This window comes from Pseudomonas mohnii (assembly GCF_900105115.1).
GTDB lineage: Bacteria > Pseudomonadota > Gammaproteobacteria > Pseudomonadales > Pseudomonadaceae > Aquipseudomonas > Aquipseudomonas mohnii.
In genome coordinates this window covers 3,311,796-3,337,294 of the sequence record NZ_FNRV01000001.1, presented here as the reverse complement: position 1 = coordinate 3,337,294, position 25,499 = coordinate 3,311,796, and the positions used below count along the sequence as shown (strand labels likewise).

Sequence of the window (25,499 nt, the reverse complement as noted above, 5' to 3'; positions counted from 1 at the left end):
GTAGGAGTTACCAGCGCTCTTCAGCAAGGTAAGAGCTATTGAGCTGCTCTCTCAACAGGTGCCATTGAGGGAGATGCTGATCTAGCAGGCTGATGAATCTGTCGTTGTGGTGGCGTTCATGCAGGTGAGCCAGTTCATGCACCAGAATGTACTCCAGGCACTGCACCGGCTTCTTGGCTAGCTCCAGATTGAGCCAGATGCGCCGGGCTTCAATGTTGCAGGTGCCCCACTTCGTCTTCATCCGCTTGATGCCCCAAGCGCGCGCTTCAACTCCTAACTTCGGCTGCCATTTATCCATCAGATCCGGCACAAGACGTTTCAGTTCGGTACGGTAGAAATCCTGTAGCACCTGCTCACGGCGTTCGACCGTGGTATCGGTGCGCACGAACAGATCCATGGTGGCCTTACCGCGGAGAGCTATGTGCAGTGACCCAGTAGTTATATGAACACGCAGGCGGTAGCGACGGCCTAGGAAGTAGTGGCTTTCACCACTGACCATCAGCCGCGCTGATTGTCGGGGCTGGGCCTGAAACTTTGCGCGCTGGCGTTTGATCCAGCCGAGCTTACCGACCACTGCCAGGCGTACAGCTTCGTCATCTACCGTCAACGGTGCCGCCACACGCACACGCCCCTGCGGCGGGTATACGCCCAGGTGCAGATTTTTGATCGGCTTGCGCACGACCTCCACGATCAAACCGCTGACCGTGATGTTGCGCGACTCAGTACTCATGCTGATGCTTGACCAGTTCCAACAAGCCGTCCAGCCACTCGTTGTCCTCTCCTGCCGTGTAGTCGCCCGGGGTTTCAGCGGAGTCTTTGTCCCACTGATCCAACACGTGCTTGATCGCTAGGCGCACACGTTTGATCTTCATGGCATTGCTGCGCCAGTCGTCCTGCCGGCTATCCAACACGGCAGCGTCCACGGCCAATGCGAGGACGGTATTCTGTCCCAAGTTGTCATACAGCGCTTTGCGGGCAATGTTGTTGATAGAGCCAGGATAGCTGTTGGCGCTGGTGGGATTCTTCGCCTGCTTGGTCAGCTCCACTACCTCTGCCAGGTACTCCTGATAGCTGATGGCATCCTCCTTGCGTTTAGCGATCAGCGCATCGAGCAGTGAGGACATGGTCTCGTAGTACTTCGGGTTGATCGGTGACTCGTCGATGATCAACTTGCGCACGTTGTTCTCGATGGTCTCGGCCACGGCCTCCTGGCTTTCGCGGATACCTTTGGGCAGCGCGTCGATTGCACCCACACCGTGCTCGACGATCAGTTCAATCAGCGACATATCGTCGAAGGCGGAGATCTTCTCGCTGTCCTCGGCGCGAATGTAGGTGTCGATCAAGAAGCGCATATCTGGCTCATAGGCCTTGAGGTCGATGTAGTCGCCGCTGGCGAGCTTCACTTCATCGCGTACTTTGGAAAAGTGATCAACCTCGGTCTGGATCTCTACAATTTCCTTGGCGGTATAGCCCGCCTCTTCCAGCTCATTGGCGATATTGCCGAAGCAGCGGATCAGCGCCGAAGTCATCCTGTACAGGTTCAGGCGCTTGGGTTCGTTGGCCTTGAGCTGCTCGGTGTTACCTGACTCAGTGCCGCAGAAGAACCGCATATAAGCTGGCGTATCCTTCGGTTGCTCCACCGGTTCGCACAGTGCCTTGATCGCCTCGCGGGCATCTTCCAGGTCTTCTTGGGCCTTGCTTAGGCGATCTCCCAATAGGCCAGCCACGTCGGCCTCGTCGTAGCCATCCAGCGCGCCGCTGGTGTAGTCGCCAATGGCTCCTTCTAGCTGCTTGAACAAGTCCTTGTAGTCGATGATGTAGCCGTACTGCTTGTCCTCCCCATCTAGGCGGTTGACCCGGCAGATGGCTTGGAACAGGCCGTGGTCGCGCATTTGCTTATCGATGTAGAGGTAGGTCGCTGAAGGTGCGTCGAAGCCGGTCAGTAGCTTGTCCACCACGATAAGCAGGCGCATCTGCCCTGGTTCTTTTACGAACTTCTGCTTGACCTCCTTCTCGAAAGCCTCCGGGTCTTTGCCGCCCAGCATTTGGTTATAGATGGCGTACTGGCGCAGCTTCTCGGTCAGCCCCTCTCCGGTGGCTTCACCTTTGATGTCGGCAGGCGATGGCTTGTAGCTGGTGACGATAGCGCATTTGTCACCCATCCCCGCTTTGCTGAAAAGCTCGTAGCACTTGCAGGCTTCGAAGATGCTGCTGGTTACTAGCATGGCATTGCCTCGGCCATCTGCCAGACGCTGCTTGGTGGCCATATCCAGCAAAATGTCGGCGACGATCTTCTCTAGCCGCGACTGGCTAGACAGTACCTTTTGCAAGGTGCCCCAGCGCTGTTTGAGCTGAGCCTTGGCCACGTCGTTCAGGCCTTTTGTTTTAGCCTCAAACCACTGGTCAATTTTCTTTTGTGAAGAGATGTTTTGATCAATGTCGCGAGCCTCGTAGCGCAGGTCGAGCACCACGCTATCGGCCACTGCTTCATTGAATTTGTAGGTGTGGATGTAGCGGCCAAACACCTCAATGCTTTTCTGCTTGTCTGCCTTGAGCAGAGGCGTACCGGTAAAGCCGATAAACACCGCATTGGGCAGGATCATTTTCATAGCTTTGTGCAGCTCGCCGGACTGGGTGCGGTGGCACTCATCGACGAACACGTAGATGTCGCCTTTAGCCCGGAAGTCAGGCAGCAGGTTCTTGCGTAACTCTTCTACAAAACCTTCCACATCGGCATCTTCACGGGTACCGAACTTGTGGATCAGCGAGCACAACAGCCAGGGCGAAGGCTGATTGAGCTTGTCGATCAGATCAGCGCCGCTGGTGGTGCGCACGATCTGTTCGTTGACGCCGGTAAACACCTTCTCGATCTGCTCATCCAGTTCGGTGCGGTCGGTGATGATCAGCACCCGCGAATCCAGGATATTTTCCCGAATCCATTTGGTCAGCCAGACCATGGTTAGAGATTTGCCCGAACCCTGGGTATGCCAGATGATCCCGCCCTCGCGCCGGCGCAGGTAACGCTGCGCCTCGCGGATGCCGAAGTACTGGTTGTGCCGGCAGAGCTTCTTCACCCCGCTGTCGAACACGATGTAGTCGTGGATAAGCTCCAGGAAGCGAGCCTTGTTGCATAGCTGAAACAGGTGCCGATCCAGCACGTTCTCAGCAGTATCGCTCTCCGAGCTTTCTTCCTTCCAGGAGAGGTAGTACTTTTCACCAGTCTGGATGGTGCCATAGCGCAGGCCCTGGGTATCGTTGCCGGCCATCACGTACTGTATGGTCGAGAAGAACGGCTGAATAAACTCGGACTTCTGATTATCCAAGTTTTGGCGGATACCTTCGTTTACTGCTACCTTCGAGCGCTTAAGCTCCAGCACACCCAAGGCGATGCCATTAACATAGAGCACGATATCCGGGCGCTTGCTATGGGCCTTGGCATCAGCCCCGTTGACCGTAACCTCCTCGGCAATGGCGAAGTGGTTGCGCTTGTGATTCTTCCAGTCAATTAGCCATACCGTTTGGGTGTTTTCGCCCACCTCAGGCTTCATCTTCACCCCATAGCGCAGTAGCTCGTACACCGCCTTGTTTCGGTCATACAGGCCCTTACTAACATTATTGGCTGCTTTGTTTATCTCGAAGATGGCTCGGCTGGCCAGATTCGCTTCCACGCCCTGCTCAAGTAGCCAGCTACGCAGCAGGTCGGTCTCGATATTGGCGTTGTTCGGGCGCTCGGCCCAATCGCCGAGGTGCTCATAGCCAAGTGCCTGCTGAAAAAGCTTGGCCACGCGTTGCTGGGTCTTTTTTTCGATCTGGCCAACGGTGCTCATTGAGGCCGCATCCTTTTCCTAGCGAGAGTTTTGGCGCAATGAATCCACAATGCGCTTCGAATTGGCTAACTGATTCAGCATGCTTGCAACACCTGTCAGGCTAGCCGAATTCGACCGGTTAATAGTTCCTGGATCATACCCTGCTTTAGCTGGCGGGCCTTATCGCGGTAGGCTTCGAGGGCGGCGAGTTCAGTGTCCATATCGGAGAGAACGGCAGCGATGGCGGTTTGCTCAGAATTGTCAGAAGGCACGTTCACTAATATGCCAAGGGTGCTCGTAGGGCTAATGCGCTGATGGCTACCCGTGGTTCCTGTTGCAGAAAGCTCCATCTGTGCGCAAAAGCTCGATGACTTGCAAGCGACGTATAGAAACTCGCGTACCACGCCGTCTCTGGGTGTTAGTACCAAGAACTCTGTTGAAGCTACGGAATTAGCCGGTATGTTTTTTGGTAGCCATACACGAGGAATTCTAGGATTAAGCTTTGAAACCAGAACCGCGCCAGCTGGGACTGCGAATTTGTTACTACCGATTGTCGCTCCTGATTCTTTGACAGGCCTCTTGCCCTCATCGAAAGCGGGCAAGCTGAAATGCGTGAATGCTTTATCCGGCGTTGAGAAAGGGGTTACGTTGATACGATTTAATGAAGCAAGGTCTCCGAGTCGCTTGACCTTCCATTCACCACTAAACCCCGGCAAACGGCGTTTGCCAGTGAGGAGTTGTTGCATGGCGGCTAGCTGGATATCACGCTTTTTGGTGATCAATTGATTCTGGTGGCTGATCAATTCCTCCATCTCAGATACTGCTGTTGCGATAGAATTTTGTTCATCAACTGTAGGTGGCAGTGCAATTGGATAGGTCTTAAGTTTTTGGCCATTGATGTTTGCCTGTCCCACAGCAACGCTTAGTACTTTCTGGCCATAATTTTTTGCTGGTTCAGAGTTAAGAAAGTAGTTCAGATAGCGGGAGTCAATCTGATCTTTTTTCTCTTTTATCCTGATTAGATAGCCCGCAAAAATGCTCGGCCTCCCGCCTTTGTAAATCGCGGTCTTTCCGACGAGGTCAACAGTGTTCGTCCTGTTGAACAGGACATCCCCTGGATTAAGAAGATATTTTGTGATCTCGTTTTCGTTGTCCGTGAAAACGAGATCACTCCAGTCTATTTTGCCTTCTTGTATATTTCCCATTCTGAGGACAGGAATTTTTCCCGTAGAAGAGGATTTGGCTGAGGAGCCATACTCGACGGAATGAACCAATTGCCCGAGCGGCCTGACATCCCAATCCTCAGGGATCATACCCAGCTCAGTCTGTTTGTACCCCGGCTTTATTTCGGCGCTCATACCACAAACCCCATCTTCGCAAGATGCCCATTGACCTTAGCGGTCAGTGCTTCTACCTCAGCATTCAGCGCCGGGAGCGGCGTGGTATAGCGGGCGGCGAGTTGGCGAATACGGCCACTTAGGGCCTGAGATACCCGATTCAGTTCGGTCTGCACATCGGCTTGCAGGGTGGCGAGCCATTTATCACCCACCACCAGGGTTTTCAGTTCGATTTCACTGAGCTGGGCATAGTGGGCCTTCACCTTGGCGTTTAGCGCTTTCTGTGCGGCTTTGACCTTTTTGCTGGCCTCGGCTTCGCGCTCTATCAGCGCTAGGCAGTTTTCCAACGCCTGGCGTTCCTCTTCTGCGTCGAGGTCGTTTTGGATGGTTTTCAGTCGGGTTTTGACGCTGGCGGCGGTGAGCTTACCCTTGTCGGTTTTGCCTTCAGCGAGCGGGCCGTCTTCGCCGCCCTGCTCTTCGTCCAGCTCTTCCAACTCTTGGCTAATGGCATCGCGTTTGTTTTCCAGCTCGGCAATGGTTGCTGCTTCAGCGGCATAGTAGCGATGTACAATCAGTTCAGGTGGCAGCAGGTCAGTATTGGGCTCGCCTATGTTAGAGCCACTCGTAATCAGCGACTGCCAGTCGTCGATCACCAGTTGGTACACATCATCCTGCAACGTGGTGTACCAGTAATCTTGCAGGTGCTGGTACACGTCGTAGGCATCCAACAGGGGCGCAGCCTCGAAGCGGTGTAGTAGGTCTTCAGCCAAAATTTTGAGCAGTGCCTTGGGCCGGTCGCCAGCAGCAATATTTTGCATACGTGACTGGTGCTCGTTGCGCCAGGCATCGAACAGGCCGCTGATGGTCTGGTTGAAGGCGGTGAACTCGGGATGGTCAAAGATGCCGGACTTAATCTCGGTCTGCGTCACCTTAAGTTGCAGAAAGCCGGGGCGCTGCGGCGCGAACAGTGCACTGCGCAGGTTAGGCATCACCTCCCAGTAGGCTTGCAGGGCATTTACATCGCGCTCGGGTATGCCACCGTACAGGTGGGCGTCAATGTCTTGCAGGTCTTCTGCTTCGCTAGTGTCGATATAGCGCGGGATATTCAGGTTGAAGTCGTTGGCCTCAATCTCGGCCAGCGGCACCAGGCGTGAGAACTTGGGCAATTCGCGTTGCTGGGTGCAAGCGTCGACGATCTTGTGGATGTCCTGTTCGCGCAGGCGGTTCTTGTTGCCGTCCTTGATAAAGCCCTTACGGGCGTCGATCAGGAACAGCCCTTTGCGCCCAGCGCTGCCAGCTTTGTCGAGAATGATGATGCACGCCGGAATACCAGTGCCGAAGAACAGGTTGGCCGGCAAACCGATAATGGCTTGGATATAGCCTTGCTGGAGAATGCGCTTGCGGATCACACCTTCGGCCCCACCACGGGACAATACGCCGTGGGGCAGAATCACCGCTGCTTTGCCGGTGCTCTTCAGTGAGGTGAGCATGTGCAGGAGGAAAGCGTAGTCGCCGTTCTTGTCTGGTGGAATGCCGTAGCTGAAGCGGTTGTACTCGTCCTCGGCTGGGTTGAAGCCATTGCTCCAGGCTTTGGTGGAGAACGGTGGGTTGGCGACGATAAAGTCGAACAGCTTGAGGTTGCCCATCGGGTCTTTGAACTGCGGAGCGGACAGGGTGTTGTCCTGCCAGATTTCAGCCGTTGGGCAGTCGTGCAGGATCATGTTCATCTTGGCCAAGGCGCAGGTGGCGTTGTCCATTTCTTGGCCGTAGATGGCCAAGTCGAGGCCAGTGGTGCTCTTGGCTTCGTCGTGGGCTTTGAGCAGCAGCGAGCCCGAGCCGCAGGTAGGGTCGTAGATGCTCTGTTTGCTGTCGATGGCACCGGCCAGGCCGATCACCTGGGCCATGATCCGTGACACCTCGGCAGGGGTGTAGAATTGCCCCTTGCTCTTGCCGGACTCGGTGGCGAAGTGGCGCATCAGGTATTCATAGGCGTCACCGAGGATGTCGTCGCCTTGGGCGCGGTTATTGCGGAAATCCAGGCCGGGCGATTGGAAGATCGAGACCAGATTGGACAGGCGGTCAACCATGTCCCTGCCCTTGCCGAGCTTCTCCTGATCGTCGAAATCAGCCACGTCGATGACGCCGGTGAGGTTGTTGGCCTCTGCCAGCTTGGCGATGATCTCGTTGAGCCTCTCCCCGACATTAGTTTTGCCTTTTGCCGCCACCATATCGGCGAAGCTGCCACCTTCCGGCACCTCGATCAGCGAGTTGGGGTCAGCGGCGTACTTGTCCGACACGTACTTTACGAACAGCAGCACGAGGACGTAGTCCTTGTACTGCGAGGCATCCATCCCCCCACGCAGCTCGTCGCAGGATTTCCAAAGGGAGGAATAGAGTTCGGATTTCTTGATGGCCATATGGTTCGTTGCGTCCGTTTTTAATAATAAGTTTGTAAGTTCGGCACTACAGCTGCTCCGCAGCAGGAAGAGTGTTCCCGCTTGTCGGGCGCGAATCAGAGTGACCAGAAGTCGCTAGATAACTCAGTCTGCCGGGTGCGCAGCCGCTCTATTTCAGCCTGGATTTCAGCCTCCTCGTCGAACGCCCGAACCATCGGCTGCATAACCTCAACTGAGGGCATGGGAATTTCCAATTCCTTGAGTGCCGAGAGCTGAAGTGATGGAATCGAGGCACCGACTGCCATGCGGCTCAGTAGCCCTTGGCCCATGGCTGACCGCAGATAAATTAACAGTGCTTTTGGCGGATAGATTTCGGGGAATCGGCTGCGCAAAATCACCAGAGACTGACCTGTTATCCAGCCATCCTTCCCTGAGTCTGGGACAATGCCGGCGATGCTTGTTTTGCCAACGACCCCTTTGAATGTCATCAGGACATCATTAGGCCTGATGAAGTATGAATTTGCCTTGGGGGAATCGAGGTCAAATTGCGTTTCTTTGCTGGCGTGTTGGATGTAGCCGTACTGCGGGATGTCTTGAGCCTGTACTTCCCACACCTGCACACCGCGTGAAGCAGTCGTGTGCTGGCGCGGACGGATGATGTCAAACAGTTCGCCCAGTTTACGGGTTTCATAACGTGTCAGTGTCTCGTTTAGCTTGCGCGCCGACTCATCTAATACATAACGGTTGACCTCAAGGCTGAAGTCATTATCAGCAATCTGGCTGATCGGAATGCTGGCCGAAATAGCAGAAGTGTTCTGGTTCGCGATCAATGCCAGCAGATCAGGAATATTCTTCAGCGCACAACGCTTTTTCGCCGAAAGCTCACGGAATTCGTCAGTGTCCGCGTTGACGAAGCGGATGACGTCAGTCCGACGACTTTTACTCAATACAAGAATGGTTAGTGGGATTGAGATATGGCTACAGAGGCCGCCAGGTAATGCGATGACGGCGTCTAGATAGCCATGCTTAAGCAGATACTCGCGCAGTTGTTTTTCCGCACCTTTACCGAACAGCACGGAATTTGGAACAGTGACCACGATACGGCCCTTGGTCTGAGCCAAGAGGTGTTGGATATGAAGAACGTTACCAATCGGCGTTTTCTCTTCAAACCGTCCCCATAGGTCATTTCCTGCAACCTCTGGTGGATAGCGAAGCCCCATGGGGGGAGCACAGACTGCCGCTTCAAACTGGATCAGCTTGCCTTTTTCAAGAGCAGCGGGCGCTTGTATTGGGTTGGTGGGGTGCAGCTTCCAGCCAGTTGTGTTGATCAGACTAAGTATTTGCGCAGCCGTTGTGGGCATCTGGGACTCAACCCAAACCATGGCGTTACGTCGTACAACACGTGCCGCAATCTGCCCAGCCCCTTCCCAAGGAACGTACACGGTTTGCTGTGGGGTGAGTTCCAAAAGAGCGACCAGCAGGTCACACAGTGTAGGGTTGTACCCAAAAAACTCTGTGTGAACGTCAGCTGCCCAGAAAGAAATGTCATCCATCATCAGGGTATCGAGTAAACCTTGAGTCTCCAAAGCGCGAATCTTTTGTATCAGGGGTGAAAGATCACGCACCCCATGTATCTGCCAGGCACTTTCGTCCAGGAACGGAAACGGCGCATCTGGCTGTAATTGACGCAGTGCCGCGATTTGTTCGACGAGCCCTTGATCCGCCACTGTCTCGAAGCGGAGTTGCACTGGAACAGTTGGGTCTTTGGACAGCTTTTGCCAGCACAGCAGTTGAAGAATCAGCGATAGGGAGGCATGAGACGTCAACGCCAGTCCACGTATCGAGTTCATCAGCTGGGTGAAAATCTTTTCGTTCATACTGCTTCCTGAAAGAGGTCGAGTAGGCGTTTAGGCGCGTTGTGTGCAGTTGTAGGTGGTAATCAGCGCATCTCCTTCCGCCACTACCACGACACCTCCCTTATCTTGGATCTTCATCAGTAAGCGCTTTACGTTCTCTAAATCAGCCAGGCGTTGCTTGGCTTCCTTGGTACCGATGATGAACTTGTCCTGATCCACAGTGCCGTTAGCAAGCACGCAATCAATCATTTTGAGCGGAATGCCACTCTGAGCTTGGTGGGCTTTGCAGTGGTGAGTGGCGTGCATGCAGAGTGCTCTTGGTGGCTGACCATGAGCCTAATGTAGTAAAAAGTTCTTCATGTGTCAATAAAGCAATTATTGCTTTTTTTGTTGTTGTGTTGCTTACTCTGTCTGTACGTTTAGGCCGTCACTGGTTGTGTAGGCACAGGAATAGTCAGTACGTCAGAAATACGCTGGCGCCATACCTTTAGAGTTCCACCGTCAACACCTTGATCCCCAATGTTTCACAGAATCGCCTGACGGCGGTCAGTGAGCGCCAGAGTCTGACCGGTTCACGCCTTGACCGCACCGGTAGCCACTTGCTGCCAAGGCGCAATTCCAGCCGCCAGGCCTCGCCATTGCGCAGCACGCGAAACTCCCGCGCCGCGCCGGTCTCGACCAACGTAGTCAGGCCTTCCTGCTCGATGGCTTTCCTCATCAGTCGCTCCTCCCATTCCAGCGTGACGCCAGACCACACCTTTCTGGTATCGCGTAGGTCTGGGTTTCGGTCGCCAGTAGCGTTGCTACGGTCGACCGCACCCGCCCACCTTATGGGGGCAGATTTAACGTAATTGCCAATTACACGCAGCCTGCCGACTCGACGAAATGCCCGCGTGGCGGAAAACGCAGTTCAAAATTACTGCCGATTAACTTCAATTCGTGCGCATCGGCCACCGACGTTTCCCAGCCAGGGAAGTAACTGTGGTCAAAGGCCAAAGCCCGGTGCTTCAGACGTTTATACAGGGGTAGCTCGCCCAGAAAGGCCGCCAGCAGCAGGGCCTCTCGGATAATGTCCTTCTGCGTGGGCCCCGAGCGGTACAGCGCGAGGTCAGCGGCGTGTTCATAATGGACTTTGGCCGACTCCAGTTGCCCGGCGAGTACATGCCAGCGTCCTTCCAACCATTCCATATAGTAGCTGCTGCTCTCCACCATAGCGGTGGCATTCAAGAGTTGCCTAAACTCATCCAGGGCGCGTCGAGTACTGGCCATGGCGCCGGGTGGCTTATTGGACGTGCGTTGCAAGGTAGCTTGCAGCAACAACCCGCTTTCAACCACCGGGCGTTGCTGCTTGGCCGCTTGGATATTTTGCATCGACAGAAGCTTGCCAATATCCACCGTGGGGAAATTGCTGAGCACCGCTCGCAACATGAGGTCGCGCAAATTGCCGTAAGGCTCAGCCTCCCCGGCCAGATAGCTCAGCATTCGCGCGGTGATCAACCATTCACGACCCGCGTGTATAAACTGCGTTCGGTGGGGGTAGCGCCTCAACAGTTTTTGAGTGATCAGGGCGATGCTGTTGAGCGAGGGCAGCTGTGTCCCGGCTCGCCAACGCTGTAGGTCCTGACGACCATTTTTGTTGATGCCGATTGAGTCCGGGTATACATGATGGCCGAGCTGCTTTGGCTGGATACCCAACTCGCTTTCAAACCAATCAAATACCACATCGACTACTTGCCGCTGACTGTCCAGCAAGGCCACCATCGGCGGACTGGGCAGGGCTTTATGCATCGCGAGCAGGCAGGAAGCGGCATAGGGCGCATACAGGTGGATCATTAACGTGGGCAAACTTTGTTGCCGGGTCAGCGCGTCCAAGGGGATTGACTTGACCAAATGGACATAGCGGTCGTGAAGGGTCTCTACCGCTGCCATGATGAAGTGGGCAAAGGTGTCACCGGCCCGTTTTGACAGGGGGTCCCAGATGAACGCTTCACGTAGCTGCGGAATAAGCTGCCAGTCAAAATCTCCTTCCCTGGCCAGCCGGTCTATCTGGCGGTTGCTGGATTTGGTATCCAGGGCTCGGGCCAGTAAGCGGTAGCATTCGCCCAGTCGTGGGTAAGGAGGTATTGGGAAGGTGGGGCTGATCATGGGCAAAGGCTCCAGAAGACGCATGGGCGGTTCGCATCCCTGCGAAAGACGATCCTTAAAGCGTTTATGCCTTGGGTCCCTGCCCACGATTGCCACCGGATTTTCCACCAGGGACCTTGCTGGGCCAGTTTCCTCCTGGGAACCGGTTGGCGTCCGTCGGCCGTGGACCACCTTTCGCACCGCCACTGGCTGGTTTATTGCTGTTGCCCTTTGCCATGTGGCGGTTAATCACGAGTGAGTGCTTTTGCATGGTGTGTCTCCTACAGAAGTAGCAGGATGGCTACGGCTACGAATATAGGAATTACCGCCACAGAAGACCGCGCGCGACTGGTCAAATTTTTGCGGCGAGGGTTGAGGCGCGGACGCCCATGCGTGTCAGATAGCGTGCCCCCGCCAGGATGACGGGGGTTAACCGTACAGTGCATCGCTGGCGGATTCACACCCACCGGCACTCACAGCGACCAAAGCGCCGAGGCGATTTGCGATTGCTTCTGACGCAATCGGTCAATCTCCCCTTGCACGGCCGACTCTTCCTCCAGCGCTTCGCTGGCCATGCCCTGTTGCACGATGTTCAGCATCGGGATTACCAATTCTTTAAGCGCCGAACCCTGAAGGGTGGGCGTGCTACTACCCACTACCAGTCGGCTGAGTTGGGCTTGTCCTATGGGCGAGCGTAAGTAGACCATCAGCGCCCCAGGATCGTACTTTCCCGGGGATCGCGCGCGCAAAATAACCAGCGACTGGCCGGCGACCCAGCCTCCGGCAGCGCTGTCCGGTGCGGAGTTCACGATGCCGACCTTCCCCACCGCGCCTTTGATGCAGAGCAGAACGTCGTGGCGCTGAATAAAATAGCTCAATGCTTTAGGCGTGCTCAGATCGAACAATGAGTCTTTGCTGGCACCCTGCACATGGCCGTAGTCCGGAAGATCCGCCGCCTGAATTTCTTTGACCGGTACGCCTTGTAGGGTCGTGGCGTACTGGCGGGCGCGAACGATTTCGAAATGATCGAGCAAATTGGTCGTGGGTTGAGTGGCCAGCAGGACGTCCAGTTTGTGCGTCTGCTCGTCAAGTAAGTAGCGACTCACTTCCAGGTTGCATTCGTCCCGTGGAATGTCGTTGACGGCCATTTTCACTGCCATGGCATTGTTGTCGCGATCTCTCACCGTTCGCAGCAGCTCCGGCAGTCTGACCAGCTCAGTGCGTTTTTTAGGCGCGCTGGCCGTGAACTCATCCGTTACTTTCACGAATCGAATGGTGTTGGACGGTGTCACGGTATCGAGAATCAGCACTGAAGCGGCGGCGGCAGATCCGGCAAACAACCCGCCCGGCAAAGCAATGACCGAGTGGATCATGCGCTTCTGAAGCAAATCAGCTCGAAGCAACCGTTCAGCGCCCGCATTGAAGAGCACACTGTTGGGAACGACCGCAATGATTTTGCCACTGGTCTGCGCGAGGAGATGCCGCAAGTTCAACACAATGCTCGACTGCGTCTTTTCCGGAAATCGCGCGTGTGGATCATGTTCCACATCCGTGGCGGTGTAACGCCGTCCGTGTTCGAGGATGCACAGGCTGACCGGGAAAGTTTTGAGTTGGCCCTGCTCAGTCAAGGTGGGCATTAACACGGGGTCGTTCCGGTGAACATCAGGACGCGCACCATTCAATTGTGCCAGCACCAGTTCTGCCGCCACTGGCGCGGAGGATTCCGTCCAGCAATCAATGTTTTTCCGGATACAGCGCGCCGCCAGTTGGCCGGAATTTTCCCACGGTAGGTAGACCTGGGCCGGTGAGTCTGAGGTCGCGAGTGAAACCAGGAACCTGGCAAGACTGGGGTCGTAAGCGCTGTGTGCCAAGTTCCGATCGGACGACCAGTACAGCACATCATCCGCATTCCACTCGCGCAGCTGCCCTTGCTCCTCCAGCCGCATGGCCTGTTCGATCAGCCGCGGCAGGGGCTGTGAGAGCGTGGGTTCGGTCTTCGCAAGCGTGTGACCCAGTTGCGGGGAAATCAACGGTTGCACACGTCTGAAGTTGTCTGCTTGCGCGTTCGGGGACAGCTCACGTTGACTGGACAAGCTGAGATCGGCGGGCAATTGACCGAGCCGCGACAAACGCGCCCATGCCGTGATTTGCAGAGCCAGTAGGGTCGCGTCGGCCGCCGGGAACGCCGTAGCTCCGCCGACCAATGTGTTGAAAATTTGCTCGTCCCGGGTCATAGACGTCACATGCGTGTAGAGAAGATAGACGCACAAGGCTAGTCGCAATCGCTTCGCCAGTCAAAAAGTATTGACTACTTTTTATGAGATGGTTACACTTCTCGCCATCGGGGAAGGATCGGCTAGCGTTTTCCAGTGGGGTGTAGGTGCTTTTCCCGACTTGAATGGCGCCCTTTCTAACGCTGTTATTCAGTGCATCTTTGCGAAGTGCTGAGTTTTATATCAGCGGACGCATGACCGCTGGTCTTAAAGATTTTAGTGGTTTTGGTTTTATTATATTGCATTGATATTTAAGGATTTTTTCAATCAGTTGAAATGCCTATAGAAATTTTGTTTGATTGTTTTTGTATGTATTACAGTATTCAAATTTTATAGTTACTTAGATATTAAGTCATTTGACTTTCTCCTACGGCGATTAACACTTTGTGCATCGTAGGAGCACCCGCATGATCCGAGATACCGATAGTCCAACTTTCGCCAGAGATGTTGCCCGCAGAGTTCGGCGCGGCCGACGTGCACTTGTGCTCAAGTCCATGAAGAGTAAGGGTGGCGATTTGCGCGTTGAGAGCGCGCTTGAACGCGACATTGGCCTGATGCTGGATATTGATCCACGTGTAACCGAACTTGCCGCGCAACCCTTCACGCTCGAATTGCAGAGCAACACCGTACTGCCTTCTCGCCAGCATTATCGCCCACGGCCAGGCGTCAAACCGCGCTTCTACACCCCCGATTTCCTGTGTCGGCTGGATGATGGAAGCGTATTGGCCATTGAGGCCAAGCACTCTCGATTCCTCGAAGCGTTCGAAGCTAAGCGTGAGGCGATCGAGAACTGCCTGAATTCGTACGGTATTGGCTTCATGCTCGTGTTGGACACCGCCGTTTCTCCTACGGTCATGCAGGCGCTGCCTAGCCTGCACTTGCTCCGAGCGGGCTATCTTGAGCCACTTCGTGCCACAGCGGAGAGAGAGATCAGCGCCCTGCTCAACTCCGCAACCTGCTGGTCGGTTGAGGAGCTTGCCCTGCGCTTGACGTCTGGCCGCGTCGGCGTGCTTGCGGGCCTTCTGGCGGGCCTGTTGAGCGCCGACTTTTCCAAATCGCTCTTCTCGCCCACCAGCGAGGTGCACGCGGCCTATGGCGATCTGTCGCACTTTCAGCTTTTGCAGGTGCGCCCATGAGTCGCGCGCTGGCGGTCGATAGCATCATCTTGGAGCGCGACCAAGTGCGCCGGGTGGTGTCCATTCGCCCCGAAATTTCCCAGATCGTTTTGCAAGGGTCGCTAGGCGAAGAGTTCGTGTTGAGAATCGACGATTTTCAGCAACGGTTCGCACAGGGTCAGTATCGCCGCAGCTACGGTCCAACAGTATCCGCTGTCCAGCCCATGCCGGTGCGCAACCTAACGCAGACGGAGCGTGGTGGACTCGACCAACGACTAAAGCTGCTCGAATACATTAAAGAGGCGCGTCGTGATGGCTGTTCTTGGACGGCAACGATTGAGCGTCTTCAAGCCCACTGTGTCGAGCAGAACCTGCCCCTACCCTCCATACGGACGATTCAGCGCTGGCGCAAATCGTCCGCGCTTGCTGGTTCAACGGACCAACTGGCACCCCGTTTCAGTGCCCGTGGTAACAAACGTCGGATGCAGACCCCGGATGATCTGGATTTCGAAGAAACTGTGGTCGATGAAATCATGCGGTCGTATTTTCACACCGACAAGTTCAACGTCACCCAGATCACCAAGTTGGTGAATGATCAATGTCGGGCACGCGCAGCCCAACGCAATACTCGATTTCGTGGGATTTCGCGCCGCAGTGTTTCTCGTCGTATTCGTGAGTTGGAGCAGACGCTTATTGCCCCTGGCCGCGTTTCGAAAGCCACATACGATCAGGAGATGCGAGCGGCCATCCGCAAGTTGTTGGTGGAACGCCCCTACGAACGGGTGGAAGTCGATGCTACGCCCCTGGACATTTTTTGCTGTGATGTTCACGGCAAGCTGATTGGCAGGGCTAACTGTTATGTGGGTATCGACGTGGCCTCCGGTGGGGTAGTCATGGTGAAATGTTGCATCGCGAAACCCTCGCAGGACTTTGTGCTGTCGGCGTTGGAGTTTTGCTTTTCGCCTAAAGGCGAGGCATTCAGCCAGCGCTACGACCTGAATCACCCGTGGTTGGTTCCGGCGGCGATCGAGACGATGGTGCTCGACAATGCACAAGAGCATCACGGCGGTCTGGTGTTGAGCGCACTGCGCTACTTGAATACCACCATCGACTATCCGATGGCTGGAAAGCCCCAAGCCAAGCCCTTCATTGAGCGGTTCTTCGGCACGCTGAAAGCCGGCCTGATCAATACGCTGCCAGGCTCCACCAAGTCCCAGTCGAAATTCGAGCGTGATCCGATTGGCCGTGCGATGAAGGAGCGCTTGTATACCGTCCAGGAGTTGGAGGCCTTGATCATCAAGTGGGTCGCAGACGTGTATATGCAGACGCCTTCTCAACGTCTGGAGTACCGCTTTGAACCGGGCTGTTCGCCGGCACGGGCCATGGAGTTGTTGAAACAACGCTACGTCCTGATACCACCACCGGATCCTGAAGAGTTTAGGAATGCTTGCTTGCGCTACAACGTGGATGAACTAACGCTTAGCCGAGAGGGTGTCTGTTACCAAACCATGACGTACAACAGCCCTGAATTGAGCAAGCTGTACCAACGCAGGGGGCAAAAAACCAAGGTCAAGGTGCGATTCAATCCGCTCGACTGCCGCTCGGTTTTTGTGGTCGACCCCAGCGATGCTGGCGTATTGATCGAAGCCCACAACCGCCTAACGGGCATGCCTCTAATTAGCTTTGAAGAGGCTCGAAAGATCCGCCGTGCACTTAGGAAGTCCGATGCCGAACTGTCGGGCGAGAACTATCAGATCGAGCATATGCAAATGCTCCGGGGAATACGTGAACGGGCAGCTGGGGGGCGCATGAAGGATCAGAATCGCGCTGCCCGAAGTCTGGAGCGCGAAGAAAAGCGGCTTGAGGCGCAGCGTCAAGAACCGCCCCGGCCAGTTGTTGAGGCGATCACTGAAACACCGTCATCGGTGGCCACGCTCACGGCTGCGCCGCGCCGTAAGAAATCAGGCCAAGGAGACGCCGAATGAATGCGCTGGTGAAGTACGAGTTGATCGAGCACGCCACATTCAGTCAGGCATTGGACCGTTTGGAGTCGACGGTCAGGCGCGGCCTGGCCGGCGAATCGTTGATTCTGCCGATCTTCGGCCCGACTCGGGTGGGTAAGAGTGAATTGGTCAAAACAGTGTTGGCAGACCATCCACCAAATGTTGTTGGGGGGATTCGGCAGATGCCGATCGTGCGGGTGGTGACGCCGGTTAATCCGACCCGTCGCTCGTTGCCTATCGCCTTGCTGGAGGGCTTGGGTTCCCCCCGCTACAGCCGTTCCAGCTCGGAGGAGCTGACCCGGATGGCCTGCGAGCTGATCAAGATCACCCAGACGAGAGTCCTGGTCTTCGACGAAATGCAGCATTTTGCCGAGCGTGGTTCTCGCACCGCCGCCCGGGAAGCGGCGGACTGGTTGAAGGTGCTGGGCGAAGAAATGAACCTGACCTTGGTACTCACCGGATTGCCCTTGGCAAACGAGGTTTTGACGCGCAATGAACAATTGCGCGACCGCGCTGAAGCCGTGTTCGAGTTTCGGCCTTACAACTGGAACGATAGCAGTGAGCAATTGGCATTTCGTGGTGCTCTGTTGTCGCTGAGTGAAGCCTTTAGCGACGCAGGCTGGAGCGTGCCCGATGCCAGGGATCTGGACTATGCCAAACGTGTGTATGCGGCCTGCCTCGGTCGGATTGGCATGTTGGTGAAGTTGTTTCACGCTGCGGAGCACTTGGCCAAAGATCACTGCATCACTCTGAAGACCCTGGTTCGCGCCTATGCCGAAGCGGTGAATACCCGGTTTCTTGAGTTCAACCCGTTTGAAGGCAACCCGCCTGTAGAAAGCCTCCTCGGACAGGGCTTCGCCAAGATGCTGATCGAGTCGCACATGGCCATGCCTAAAGGCGTACTTCAAGGAGTGAAGCCATGAGTTTGATCGTTCGCCTTCAACCACATTCTGACGAGTCCCTGCATGGCTTCCTGAGGCGTGTGAGTGAGCATAATTGGGCGCCAGGGGTTAAGTCGCTCTTGGCCAGCTTCGGGATGAAATTCCGTTTGACCTACAGTGAGACTGAGCTTGCCCGACTCGCAGCGGAGTTGGACGTCGATGCCGTGGATTTGGCTATTCGCCAACTGGCTCCAGACAGCAGCAACGTGATGCTCCGACCGAAATACCAGTGTCGCAATGGCGACAAAGTCTGTCCCCAGTGTATGGCGGACAAGCCTTATCAACGCCTCGGGTGGAACCATGTACTGGTGACCGCTTGCCCACGTCACAACATCCAACTTGTGGCCAGTTGCATGGCCTGTGGCCAAGGTATCAATGCTGACAGTCCGCTTGATCGCTGTGCGTGTGGTCAGGCCTACGCCCTGGGCCCAACCGTCGCGGCCAGTGAGGAGTCGCTGGCGCTGTCAGCCTTCCTGCTGGGCATTGAGCACCCGGCACGGCACTCGCTACCACCGGCATGGCGCACGGGCTCACCGCCCGCCGATCTGGTCGACCTCCTTTACCTGCTTGGTAAGCACTTCACGGCTAAGAGCGATGAGGTTTCCGTGACCAAATCCTCGCGCGGCAAAGCGTCGGTCGGTGCATTGATCGTATCGGTGCAAATCGGCTTTGGCCTCCTTTGGTCATGGCCGACGCGCTTTGATGAGGCCCTGGGCGCTCGCCTGGCTAGTACCGAAGGCCCCGGTCTGGCCAAGCGCTTGGGCGGTTGGTACCGCGAGCTGCATCAGCGCTATACCGATCCCGCGTATGACTGCCTACGGCAAGCGTTGGTCCAGCACCTGTCGCTCAACTTTGACGGGCACCTTAACCTGAGAATCAGCACCATCGATCCCCAGCACCTACAGGACAAGTGCTGGCTGTCTTCGGAAGAAGCTGGACGCCTGATCGGCATAGGCTCGGAGCTGGTGCGATCTGCCGTCACCACAGGAGAGATCAAGGGCAAAGTGACCGTTAAGGGCAAGAATCGATTCGTGTCGATTCACCGCGAGGTGGTGCAGAAAGTGCGCCAAGACCGCCTGCGGTTTCTGGCCACCACTGAAGTCCGTCGTCGGCTAGGTGTCAGCAAGCTGGTTTTTGAACGGCTCATGCAATCTGGAGCCTTGGACAGACAAACCAAGTCTCAACGTCCGCCACTGGTTTCCGCAGAATTTCTGGCGGCGGATGTCGAGGCGCTGGTGGTTCGTCTTCATCAGGGTATTCAGCACCGGGAGGTTGATCAGTCGGCGTGGACTGGGCTCCAAGATATTTCAATCCGACGTGGTATCCCGGATCGAGCTATTTGCCTGGTCCTGCAAAAAATACTGCATCAAGAGATCCTCCCCGTGGCGGTCATCGCCGGAGTACCCGGCATCTCTGGGCTTCGCTTCGACCTGGCTGAACTCAAAGCCTGCTTTGAAGAGGAACAGCCAGAGCTGCTGTTGAGCATCACCCAGCTCGCACGTCTGCAAGGTTGGAAGCATGAGTCGATCAAGGAATGGATTGAGACCGGCCTTCTGGGCGCTCGCCAAGAGTCACTCAACGGCAAACCGCATTGGGTGATTCCCCTGGCTGATCTGTTGAAGTTCATGTCGGAGTTCGCAGTGCTCGCCGATCTTGCCCGCCGAACCAACACCCGGTCGATTTGGCTGTTGAATCGATTGAAGCCCGTAGGGGTTCAGCCTGCGCTGGCCCCCAGAACGGGTCAGGGAACTCGCCGTGGCATGTTGCTTCGCATCGACGATCTGGTAAGCGCTGCGCAGTCCAGCAAACGCGCGCAACCCAGTGTTTGTACCGGGTCAGCGTAACGCGATGGTGGGCGTCGGGCGCAACGGGTTGCGCAACATCGCCCAGCCTGTGATCGCTGAGGCCTGGGTTAAACCGGTCGTTCAGGAGGCAAGCAATGTTCAGCACCAGCCGTTATGCCTTACGCCAGTTGGCACGCGCTACGCGTACTGAATTCGAGGGGCCGGTCACGGGTTACATCATCAATGCGCGGATTGTCGCCTGTTGCTGTGTGGGGCAGGTATACGGTCATGTCAGAGCGAGAGCCGATGGCTGGTTTCAAGATGGGCATACCATCCGCACCTCCGATATTTTCCGCCTCGAAGAATGCCGACGTCATTGGATTTGTGAAACGGAAAGTGGCAGCCGGTATGTGATTGCCAGTTTTGCCCCAGCGGGTGGCCGTCGATCGTTGGGTGTGTTCATCCAGATCTTGCAGAAGGGGTTTCATCCGACCGCTCGCCACCGTCATTGAGGGCGAAGGTTTGAAGGTTCAAGGCCGTTCCCACGTCAGTATCGCCGTGTATGGCTGATTCGGCGGTGGGAAGCCGCCTTGAGGGTAGTGCGCCGCGCCGTGATAGGTCGATTATCAGGTCAGGGGACAGCATGAAAGGGTTGCGTAAGTTGACGCCGCATAAAAAAAGCCTGTTGCTCACCGCCCTGCTGGAGAACTACCCCGAAGCGCTCATTACGGGGTACGTGCTGGACGCCTACATCAGCAGCTATTGCGTGGTCGGACGGGTGTATAAAAGCCCTACCTACCCCGACGGGACCTTGATCCTGTCCGAGCCAATCACTCAGGTCGTTGAGTACACACGCCGGTACCTGATCGAAACCTGTGAACACGAATGTTTTTTGGTGGTGAGCTTTCACTCTCATGGCGGGCGACAATCGTTGGAGCATTTGCTGACTTTGTTCAAAACGGCCGCGAGGCTCGGCTCGCGTTACTGCCTGCATTGACGCGGCCTATCCAGGCAGGGGGTGAACATGCGCTATTGGAGCGTTGACGGCTGTGCCGAGGAAGCAGGCTGGGTACGCTTGGGAATCCCTGCACAAGGCGATGCACTGCTGAGCCTGATTCGAGCAGGTTTTCCCTTCTGCATCCTTGAGCGTGTGGGCCATGAGTTCCAGCTGACGCCGAAGCAGCTACGCGAGCGACTGGCGATACCCGCTTCAACGCTGCGACGTCGACGTCAATCGGGACGGTTTACGCCCGGCGAAAGTGATCAGCTCTTTCAATTGGTTGTGGTCCTCACGCGCGTCTACGCCCTATTTGAAGGCAATGTAGCTCAAGCCCAGGAATGGATGGGCAAGCCGATGTATGGCCTCGGTGGCCGTTGCGCAAACGACCTGCTCGGCACTGAGGTGGAGCGACACGCGCTACTCACGTTGGTGGGGCAAATCGAGCACGGGGTTTTCAGCTGAAGTCGGTGATTTCATGTTGCGCCTGCCTCGCCTTGGGTCGTTGCGGCGAGTGGACCTGAAGGCACCGGATGGAATGGCGCCTGACGGCGTTCACCCCTGTTGAGGATTAAATCATGAGCACAGTTGTTCTTCGTCGTTGGTACGGGGCGCTGGTTTTTACCGTGCCAAAAGCGTTTGTGTTGGAAAACAACCTGGTGGCCGGTTCAGCCATGCACTGCGCCGTGTTCGAGCACGACACCTTGGTGCTCAGGTCGGTACGCCAGCAGCTGACGCTGGGTGAGCTGATCGCAGATACCCCGGCAGATGCACGGGTGCCAGGTTGGTCGTCCTAGGCCCATGCCACGAGCGGGGGAAGAACTAACGCTGCGGGGTCTGGTGATGAGGCTTCGCAGCGGTTTGGCTCCTCTAGCGGGTGGCGACGGCGGCGTCGAAGGCACGCTGAAGATCCGTAGATGAAAACGGTTGGGAAATGTGTTCCCGGTTAAAGGCGCCTAGCGGCATAAAGGGTTTGTGATTGGCGCCGCGATAGGTGTTCACGTTGCCATTGGGGAAACACACCTGGTAGTTGGGTTGTATGCCCTGCCCCATTGTCCCGAACTGTACGGTCGCGCCTTTGTCTGGTGGCAGGTTCTGCATAACACGGCCCAACCAAATTTTGCCAAGTAAAGTGAGGGCGTCAACAGTCCATTGGAGCGTGTTCATCGCGGAGTTCCTCTTCAGGGGGTAACAGGTGTGGGAAGCGGATTTAGACGGCAAAAAGTGCGAGGCTTCACGCCTGGGTTGACGGCGTCAGCAGTTGCGCTTCGATGTGAAATGCCTCCTCCACCGATAGGCCGTTCATGATGTTTTCGATAATGGCTTCGCGCAGGGCGCGAATGTCGCTCGGGTAATGGTGTGCCGGGTCGTGGTAGTGGGCGGCCATCAGCTGTTTCGCTTGCTCACGGGGGACACGGCGCAGAGGCGTGACCGCTTTTTCACTGTGTTGGCCGTACAGGTCAAACGCTTGATCGACCGTCGACCAGTCAAAGGCAAAACAGCGTTGTTGTTCGGCGAGGCAATCGTGCTGCCACATGGCACTGCCGGGGTACTGGTCCCCGGCGCTGACGATGATCAAGGTCAAACGCGGCAGCTCGCGCGCTGCCACAAAGTCGTAGATCACCCACAGAATTCGTCCCATGCGCACCGGAATCAGATTGGCTACGCGTTGATCATCCGGGTAGCGACGCTGGGCGCGCTCGATCAGTTGCTTGTAGGTTAGGGTTTGGCGAGCGGTGGCCAGTTCGATGAGCAGCGGGTACAGCAGGCGGGCGAGTTGGACATCCAGCAAGGTACGAGCCATGGTGCATTCCTTTAGGGGCGTAACGTGAGGCGCTACGGGGCGGTAGGGCGCCATCGCCGTCGCCTCGAATTAAACGGTAGGGGCTGGTGAGGCCGAGGATTATTCCAGCGCCAGCTCTATGGTGACTTTACCGTTGTGGGTCTCAAGCTTTACGATAGTGCACGCGCTGAGGCCGATGCCCAACAGCGTCTCCAGCCCCTCTTTGATGCAGGTTTGGACCGCCAGCGGGGTGACCGCGCGCAGGGCATCGGCGGCGTTGCCAGCCGCGGGTCGTACGGCCGCCCCCGCCGGTGCAGTGAGGAGGCTCTGGGCAAAGTTCACCAGGGCTTGAACCCGTGAGGCTTGGCCCGAGTTGTTTTCGCGCCAGCGGCGCACGCCCTGTTCGGTCACATCGGCCGCTTCACCAATTTTTTTATAGGACAGGTGGGTGTGGGCTTTGATGCTCTCGACCAAGGCGGCGGTGCCGTGGGTCAGGTCACCCTCGGTGGTGAGTTGGTTTAGAGCGGCTTGGATGGTGTCGACCATGGGGGATGTCCTGTTGGGTAAACGGTTGATATAGTCAGTACGGTACGTGATCCATGTACGGCTGTCAACGTCTGTTTATCAACACTTTGGTTTACAGATATACGAGCTTTCCCCTGTGACGGGCGAGGTAGGCTTGGGCCCGCTTACAGGAGCCGAGGGGGCCTGACGGCCGCCCGGGTGCGTGGCTAGGCGCGGAACAGGGGGATTCGAACCGCACTGCGCATAATCGGATTTCGGTTCAATCAGCTGTAGGTTCATCCACTGGGGGGATCAGCGAATGGGGCAACTGTATGATCGCGAGCAGCTGCTGGCGGAGGTCTGGGCCGAACCCCTGACCGTGATCGCTCACCGCTACGGCCTGTCGAATGTGGGTCTTGCCAAACTGTGTACCCGTTTAAACATTCCGCGCCCCGCCCAAGGGCATTGGGCCAAGCGGGCGGCGGGTAAACCGGTGCCGGCTGTCCCCGCTTTGCCGGCGTACACCGGTGCACCCAGTGCCTTGCGACGCCCCACTCGCCCATCGACTCCGTATTCCCCTCCTGCCGTCGATCCTCGGTTGGCGGCGGTGATTGAATATGAGGCGCGAGCGGAAAACCGCATCCGCGTAGTGACGTCGGTGCAGGGGTGGCACCCCGTGGTGGCGGCCGCCCAGGCGTCGCTGCAACGCCCCAGAATTGATGCGCGGGGGTTGCCGCAAACCACCGCGGGCACCTTGGATATTTCCGTCTCGCCGGCGTTGCTGCCGCGCACCTTGTGCGTGGCCAATGCCCTGTTGCAAGCCCTGGACGTGCGGGGTTATGCGCTGTCATCGGGGCGGCAGCGAATAGAAGTGAAAGTCTTGGGGGTGGCGTTGACCGTCCGTTTTTATGAGCCCACACATCGCCTGGACTATCAGCCCAGCGCCACAGAACAGGCGGAAGCCGCCGCTGGTGAGGCGGGGTATTGGCCGAAGTGGCAGTTTCAGCCCACGGGCAAATTGCAGGTGATTGTTAGCGACGGTTTCGGCGGAAAAGTCAGTGATTCCAGCGCCCGTTCGGTCGACGATCAGCTCAATCACGTGATCGTGCTGATGGTGACCCGAGCGGTCGAGGCCCTTGTGCGCGAAGAGCGGTACGCGGTGGAGGCAGTTGAGCGCGAGGCAGTCCGACAAGCTCATGTGCAACGCCAGCACGTGCAAGCATTGGAGCGGGCGCGCTTAGCCGAATTGGAAGACCAGGCGCTACGCTGGCAGCGCGCCGCACGTATTCGGGAGTACCTTACGGCGCTGGAACACCACCAGGGTGACGAGATTGATGCTGAGCAGCGGTCGTTGCTGCACTGGGGACGAAGTATGGCCGATTGGTTGGATCCGCTCACGCCCAGCGCCACGTCTTTCCTGGATGAAGACACGCCGCCGCCGTCTTGAGGAAAACAGGGCCATGACGGACCTGCCCCCTGTCGAACGAACCTCGAGCGGCATCGGCCTTTGCGCAAATGTTCCCGCGCAATCAGGCGCTGCATGTTGAGCAGGCGGCGGCGAGGCGCCACTGGAACACGTGGTATCAGAAGTTGGATGCGTTGCAAAAGGCCGAAGTAGGCGCTGCGCTAGCCACTCGCGCCCAGCAGATTGCGGCGCAAGTGGCCGATCTTGGCGGTTTATCCTCCTTCCACCGGAGGATTGGGAAATTGCACGGACGTGACCACCCATTTGCATTCGAACTGACCAGGACGCATCGTAGCCATGACAGGCCGACACCGACACTGAGCAATCGGCGGTGATAGGCGGCCAAGAGCGGACGCTCGTACACCAGGTAATGCACTGAAGAGAAAAGCAAGAATGACTGCACTTCTGGCCAGTAGACTAGCCACCCAGCCTGTGCCTGGGCTTACGTTTAATCCTGATCGCATGATGCGAATAGCTGATTAAGTCTCTTCGCGATGTTGTCATTGCTGGCCAGCTTACTCCCGACCTTGCTGGCCAGGAGAATCACGGCACCATTCACGATCAATCCAATGGCATTCAAAATGGTCGCAAATGCGGAATACAGCCAGCGACCAGAGGTCAGAATAAACAGGGGCAAGGGCGAATATATGCTAAACCCTAGGTAGATCCATAAAGGCCCACAGCCGATACAAGGCTATTGCTGCTGAGTAGGTAGGGGAATATTCTCCCTGCCTCGCGACATCGACAATTGTCGGCTGGGCTCGGGCTCCTAGGAGCTATCTCCTATGTTGCGTTCAATAAGGAAGCTGTTTTTATGTCAAAACGGATGACGAATTTGCTAGAGGAGAATGGCAGGTGAGCAAACATCGCGAACATAAAACTTTGATGGATAGACTGAAAAGCTATTACCAAGGTGCCGAGCGTGAAGCAGCAAAAACAACGCCTTTCTACGTCACGGGAGATGGCGTAATGTTTGCTGACCCAAAAGAGGTGATTCGCTCGCAAGCTGTGCAAAATCAGCTTTCAGCATTCGAATCTTTGAGGACGGAGATTCAAGACAAGAAGAGCGATCCTAGAAAGTGCGGTGCACAAGGCGATTAAATCAGGCGTTAATC

Annotated in this window: 22 protein-coding genes; 10 read left to right on the top strand and 12 right to left on the bottom strand. The window is 56.4% G+C overall.

Annotated features, from left to right (window positions below):
* Nucleotides 1–7: 7 nt before the first annotated feature.
* The 9 genes from BLV61_RS15430 to BLV61_RS15390 all read right to left on the bottom strand — a co-directional run bounded on the left by BLV61_RS15430 (nt 8) and on the right by BLV61_RS15390 (nt 13,753).
* Nucleotides 8–730: a M48 family metallopeptidase gene (locus BLV61_RS15430; RefSeq protein WP_090466250.1), complete on the bottom strand. Its 723-nt coding sequence runs from the start codon at nt 728–730 to the stop codon at nt 8–10.
* Nucleotides 720–3,827, bottom strand: a complete 3,108-nt coding sequence (locus tag BLV61_RS15425) for a type I restriction endonuclease subunit R (protein ID WP_090466248.1) — start codon at nt 3,825–3,827, stop codon at nt 720–722. The genes BLV61_RS15430 and BLV61_RS15425 overlap by 11 nt, the downstream gene beginning before the upstream one ends.
* Before the next feature lie 95 nt (nt 3,828–3,922).
* Nucleotides 3,923–5,164 (bottom strand): restriction endonuclease subunit S, encoded by a 1,242-nt coding sequence (locus BLV61_RS15420; protein WP_090466246.1) that lies wholly within the window; start codon nt 5,162–5,164, stop codon nt 3,923–3,925.
* Nucleotides 5,161–7,560, bottom strand: coding sequence for a type I restriction-modification system subunit M (locus tag BLV61_RS15415; RefSeq protein WP_090466244.1), 2,400 nt, complete (start codon nt 7,558–7,560; stop codon nt 5,161–5,163). Before BLV61_RS15415 ends, BLV61_RS15420 begins: the two co-directional genes overlap by 4 nt.
* A gap of 95 nt (nt 7,561–7,655) precedes the next feature.
* A complete protein-coding gene (locus BLV61_RS15410) occupies nt 7,656–9,416 on the bottom strand; it encodes an N-6 DNA methylase (protein ID WP_090466242.1) in 1,761 nt (586 codons plus the stop codon).
* A 30-nt stretch (nt 9,417–9,446) separates the two neighbouring features.
* Nucleotides 9,447–9,701 carry a DUF4258 domain-containing protein gene (locus BLV61_RS15405; RefSeq protein WP_090466240.1) on the bottom strand — a complete coding sequence of 85 codons (255 nt, stop codon included), beginning with the start codon at nt 9,699–9,701 and terminating at the stop codon, nt 9,447–9,449.
* Nucleotides 9,702–9,882: 181 nt separating this feature from the next.
* Entirely contained in the window at nt 9,883–10,113 is a 231-nt protein-coding gene (locus BLV61_RS15400; RefSeq protein WP_090466238.1) for a hypothetical protein, read from the bottom strand.
* A gap of 140 nt (nt 10,114–10,253) precedes the next feature.
* Nucleotides 10,254–11,540, bottom strand: a complete 1,287-nt coding sequence (locus BLV61_RS15395; protein ID WP_090466236.1) for a hypothetical protein — start codon at nt 11,538–11,540, stop codon at nt 10,254–10,256.
* A 452-nt stretch (nt 11,541–11,992) separates the two neighbouring features.
* Entirely contained in the window at nt 11,993–13,753 is a 1,761-nt protein-coding gene (locus BLV61_RS15390) for an N-6 DNA methylase (RefSeq protein ID WP_090466235.1), read from the bottom strand.
* A 446-nt stretch (nt 13,754–14,199) separates the two neighbouring features.
* On the opposite strand from BLV61_RS15390, the gene BLV61_RS15385 reads away from it, so the two are divergent.
* From BLV61_RS15385 to BLV61_RS15350, 8 genes are all read left to right on the top strand, one after another.
* On the top strand, nt 14,200–14,928 hold the full coding sequence (locus BLV61_RS15385; protein WP_090466233.1) for a TnsA endonuclease N-terminal domain-containing protein: 729 nt from the start codon (nt 14,200–14,202) through the stop codon (nt 14,926–14,928).
* A complete protein-coding gene (locus tag BLV61_RS15380; RefSeq protein ID WP_090466230.1) occupies nt 14,925–16,892 on the top strand; it encodes a Mu transposase C-terminal domain-containing protein in 1,968 nt (655 codons plus the stop codon). Before BLV61_RS15385 ends, BLV61_RS15380 begins: the two co-directional genes overlap by 4 nt.
* The gene (locus BLV61_RS15375) at nt 16,889–17,833 is read left to right on the top strand and encodes a TniB family NTP-binding protein (RefSeq protein ID WP_090466228.1); all 945 of its coding nucleotides are present in this window, start codon (nt 16,889–16,891) and stop codon (nt 17,831–17,833) included. The genes BLV61_RS15380 and BLV61_RS15375 overlap by 4 nt, the downstream gene beginning before the upstream one ends.
* Nucleotides 17,830–19,695 (top strand): TniQ family protein, encoded by a 1,866-nt coding sequence (locus tag BLV61_RS15370; RefSeq protein ID WP_090466226.1) that lies wholly within the window; start codon nt 17,830–17,832, stop codon nt 19,693–19,695. The genes BLV61_RS15375 and BLV61_RS15370 overlap by 4 nt, the downstream gene beginning before the upstream one ends.
* Before the next feature lie 95 nt (nt 19,696–19,790).
* Nucleotides 19,791–20,147: a hypothetical protein gene (locus tag BLV61_RS15365; RefSeq protein WP_090466224.1), complete on the top strand. Its 357-nt coding sequence runs from the start codon at nt 19,791–19,793 to the stop codon at nt 20,145–20,147.
* Nucleotides 20,148–20,278: 131 nt separating this feature from the next.
* Nucleotides 20,279–20,632: a hypothetical protein gene (locus BLV61_RS15360; protein WP_090466222.1), complete on the top strand. Its 354-nt coding sequence runs from the start codon at nt 20,279–20,281 to the stop codon at nt 20,630–20,632.
* A gap of 27 nt (nt 20,633–20,659) precedes the next feature.
* Nucleotides 20,660–21,097, top strand: a complete 438-nt coding sequence (locus BLV61_RS15355) for an antitoxin Xre-like helix-turn-helix domain-containing protein (protein WP_090466220.1) — start codon at nt 20,660–20,662, stop codon at nt 21,095–21,097.
* A 113-nt stretch (nt 21,098–21,210) separates the two neighbouring features.
* Complete coding sequence (locus BLV61_RS15350) at nt 21,211–21,429, top strand: AbrB/MazE/SpoVT family DNA-binding domain-containing protein (RefSeq protein ID WP_090466217.1); 219 nt, start codon at nt 21,211–21,213, stop codon at nt 21,427–21,429.
* Nucleotides 21,430–21,502: 73 nt separating this feature from the next.
* Here the strand turns inward: BLV61_RS15350 and BLV61_RS15345 are convergent, their stop codons facing one another.
* The 3 genes from BLV61_RS15345 to BLV61_RS15335 form a co-directional block, all read right to left on the bottom strand.
* Nucleotides 21,503–21,799, bottom strand: a complete 297-nt coding sequence (locus BLV61_RS15345) for a hypothetical protein (RefSeq protein WP_090466214.1) — start codon at nt 21,797–21,799, stop codon at nt 21,503–21,505.
* Between the two features lie 67 nt (nt 21,800–21,866).
* Nucleotides 21,867–22,436: a hypothetical protein gene (locus BLV61_RS15340; protein WP_090466212.1), complete on the bottom strand. Its 570-nt coding sequence runs from the start codon at nt 22,434–22,436 to the stop codon at nt 21,867–21,869.
* A gap of 99 nt (nt 22,437–22,535) precedes the next feature.
* Nucleotides 22,536–22,961, bottom strand: a complete 426-nt coding sequence (locus BLV61_RS15335; protein WP_090466211.1) for a hypothetical protein — start codon at nt 22,959–22,961, stop codon at nt 22,536–22,538.
* Between the two features lie 277 nt (nt 22,962–23,238).
* Between BLV61_RS15335 and BLV61_RS15330 the strand changes: the two genes are divergently transcribed.
* Entirely contained in the window at nt 23,239–24,366 is a 1,128-nt protein-coding gene (locus BLV61_RS15330; RefSeq protein ID WP_090466208.1) for a hypothetical protein, read from the top strand.
* An 873-nt stretch (nt 24,367–25,239) separates the two neighbouring features.
* On the top strand, nt 25,240–25,485 hold the full coding sequence (locus tag BLV61_RS30930; RefSeq protein ID WP_139213633.1) for a hypothetical protein: 246 nt from the start codon (nt 25,240–25,242) through the stop codon (nt 25,483–25,485).
* Nucleotides 25,486–25,499 lie beyond the last annotated feature (14 nt).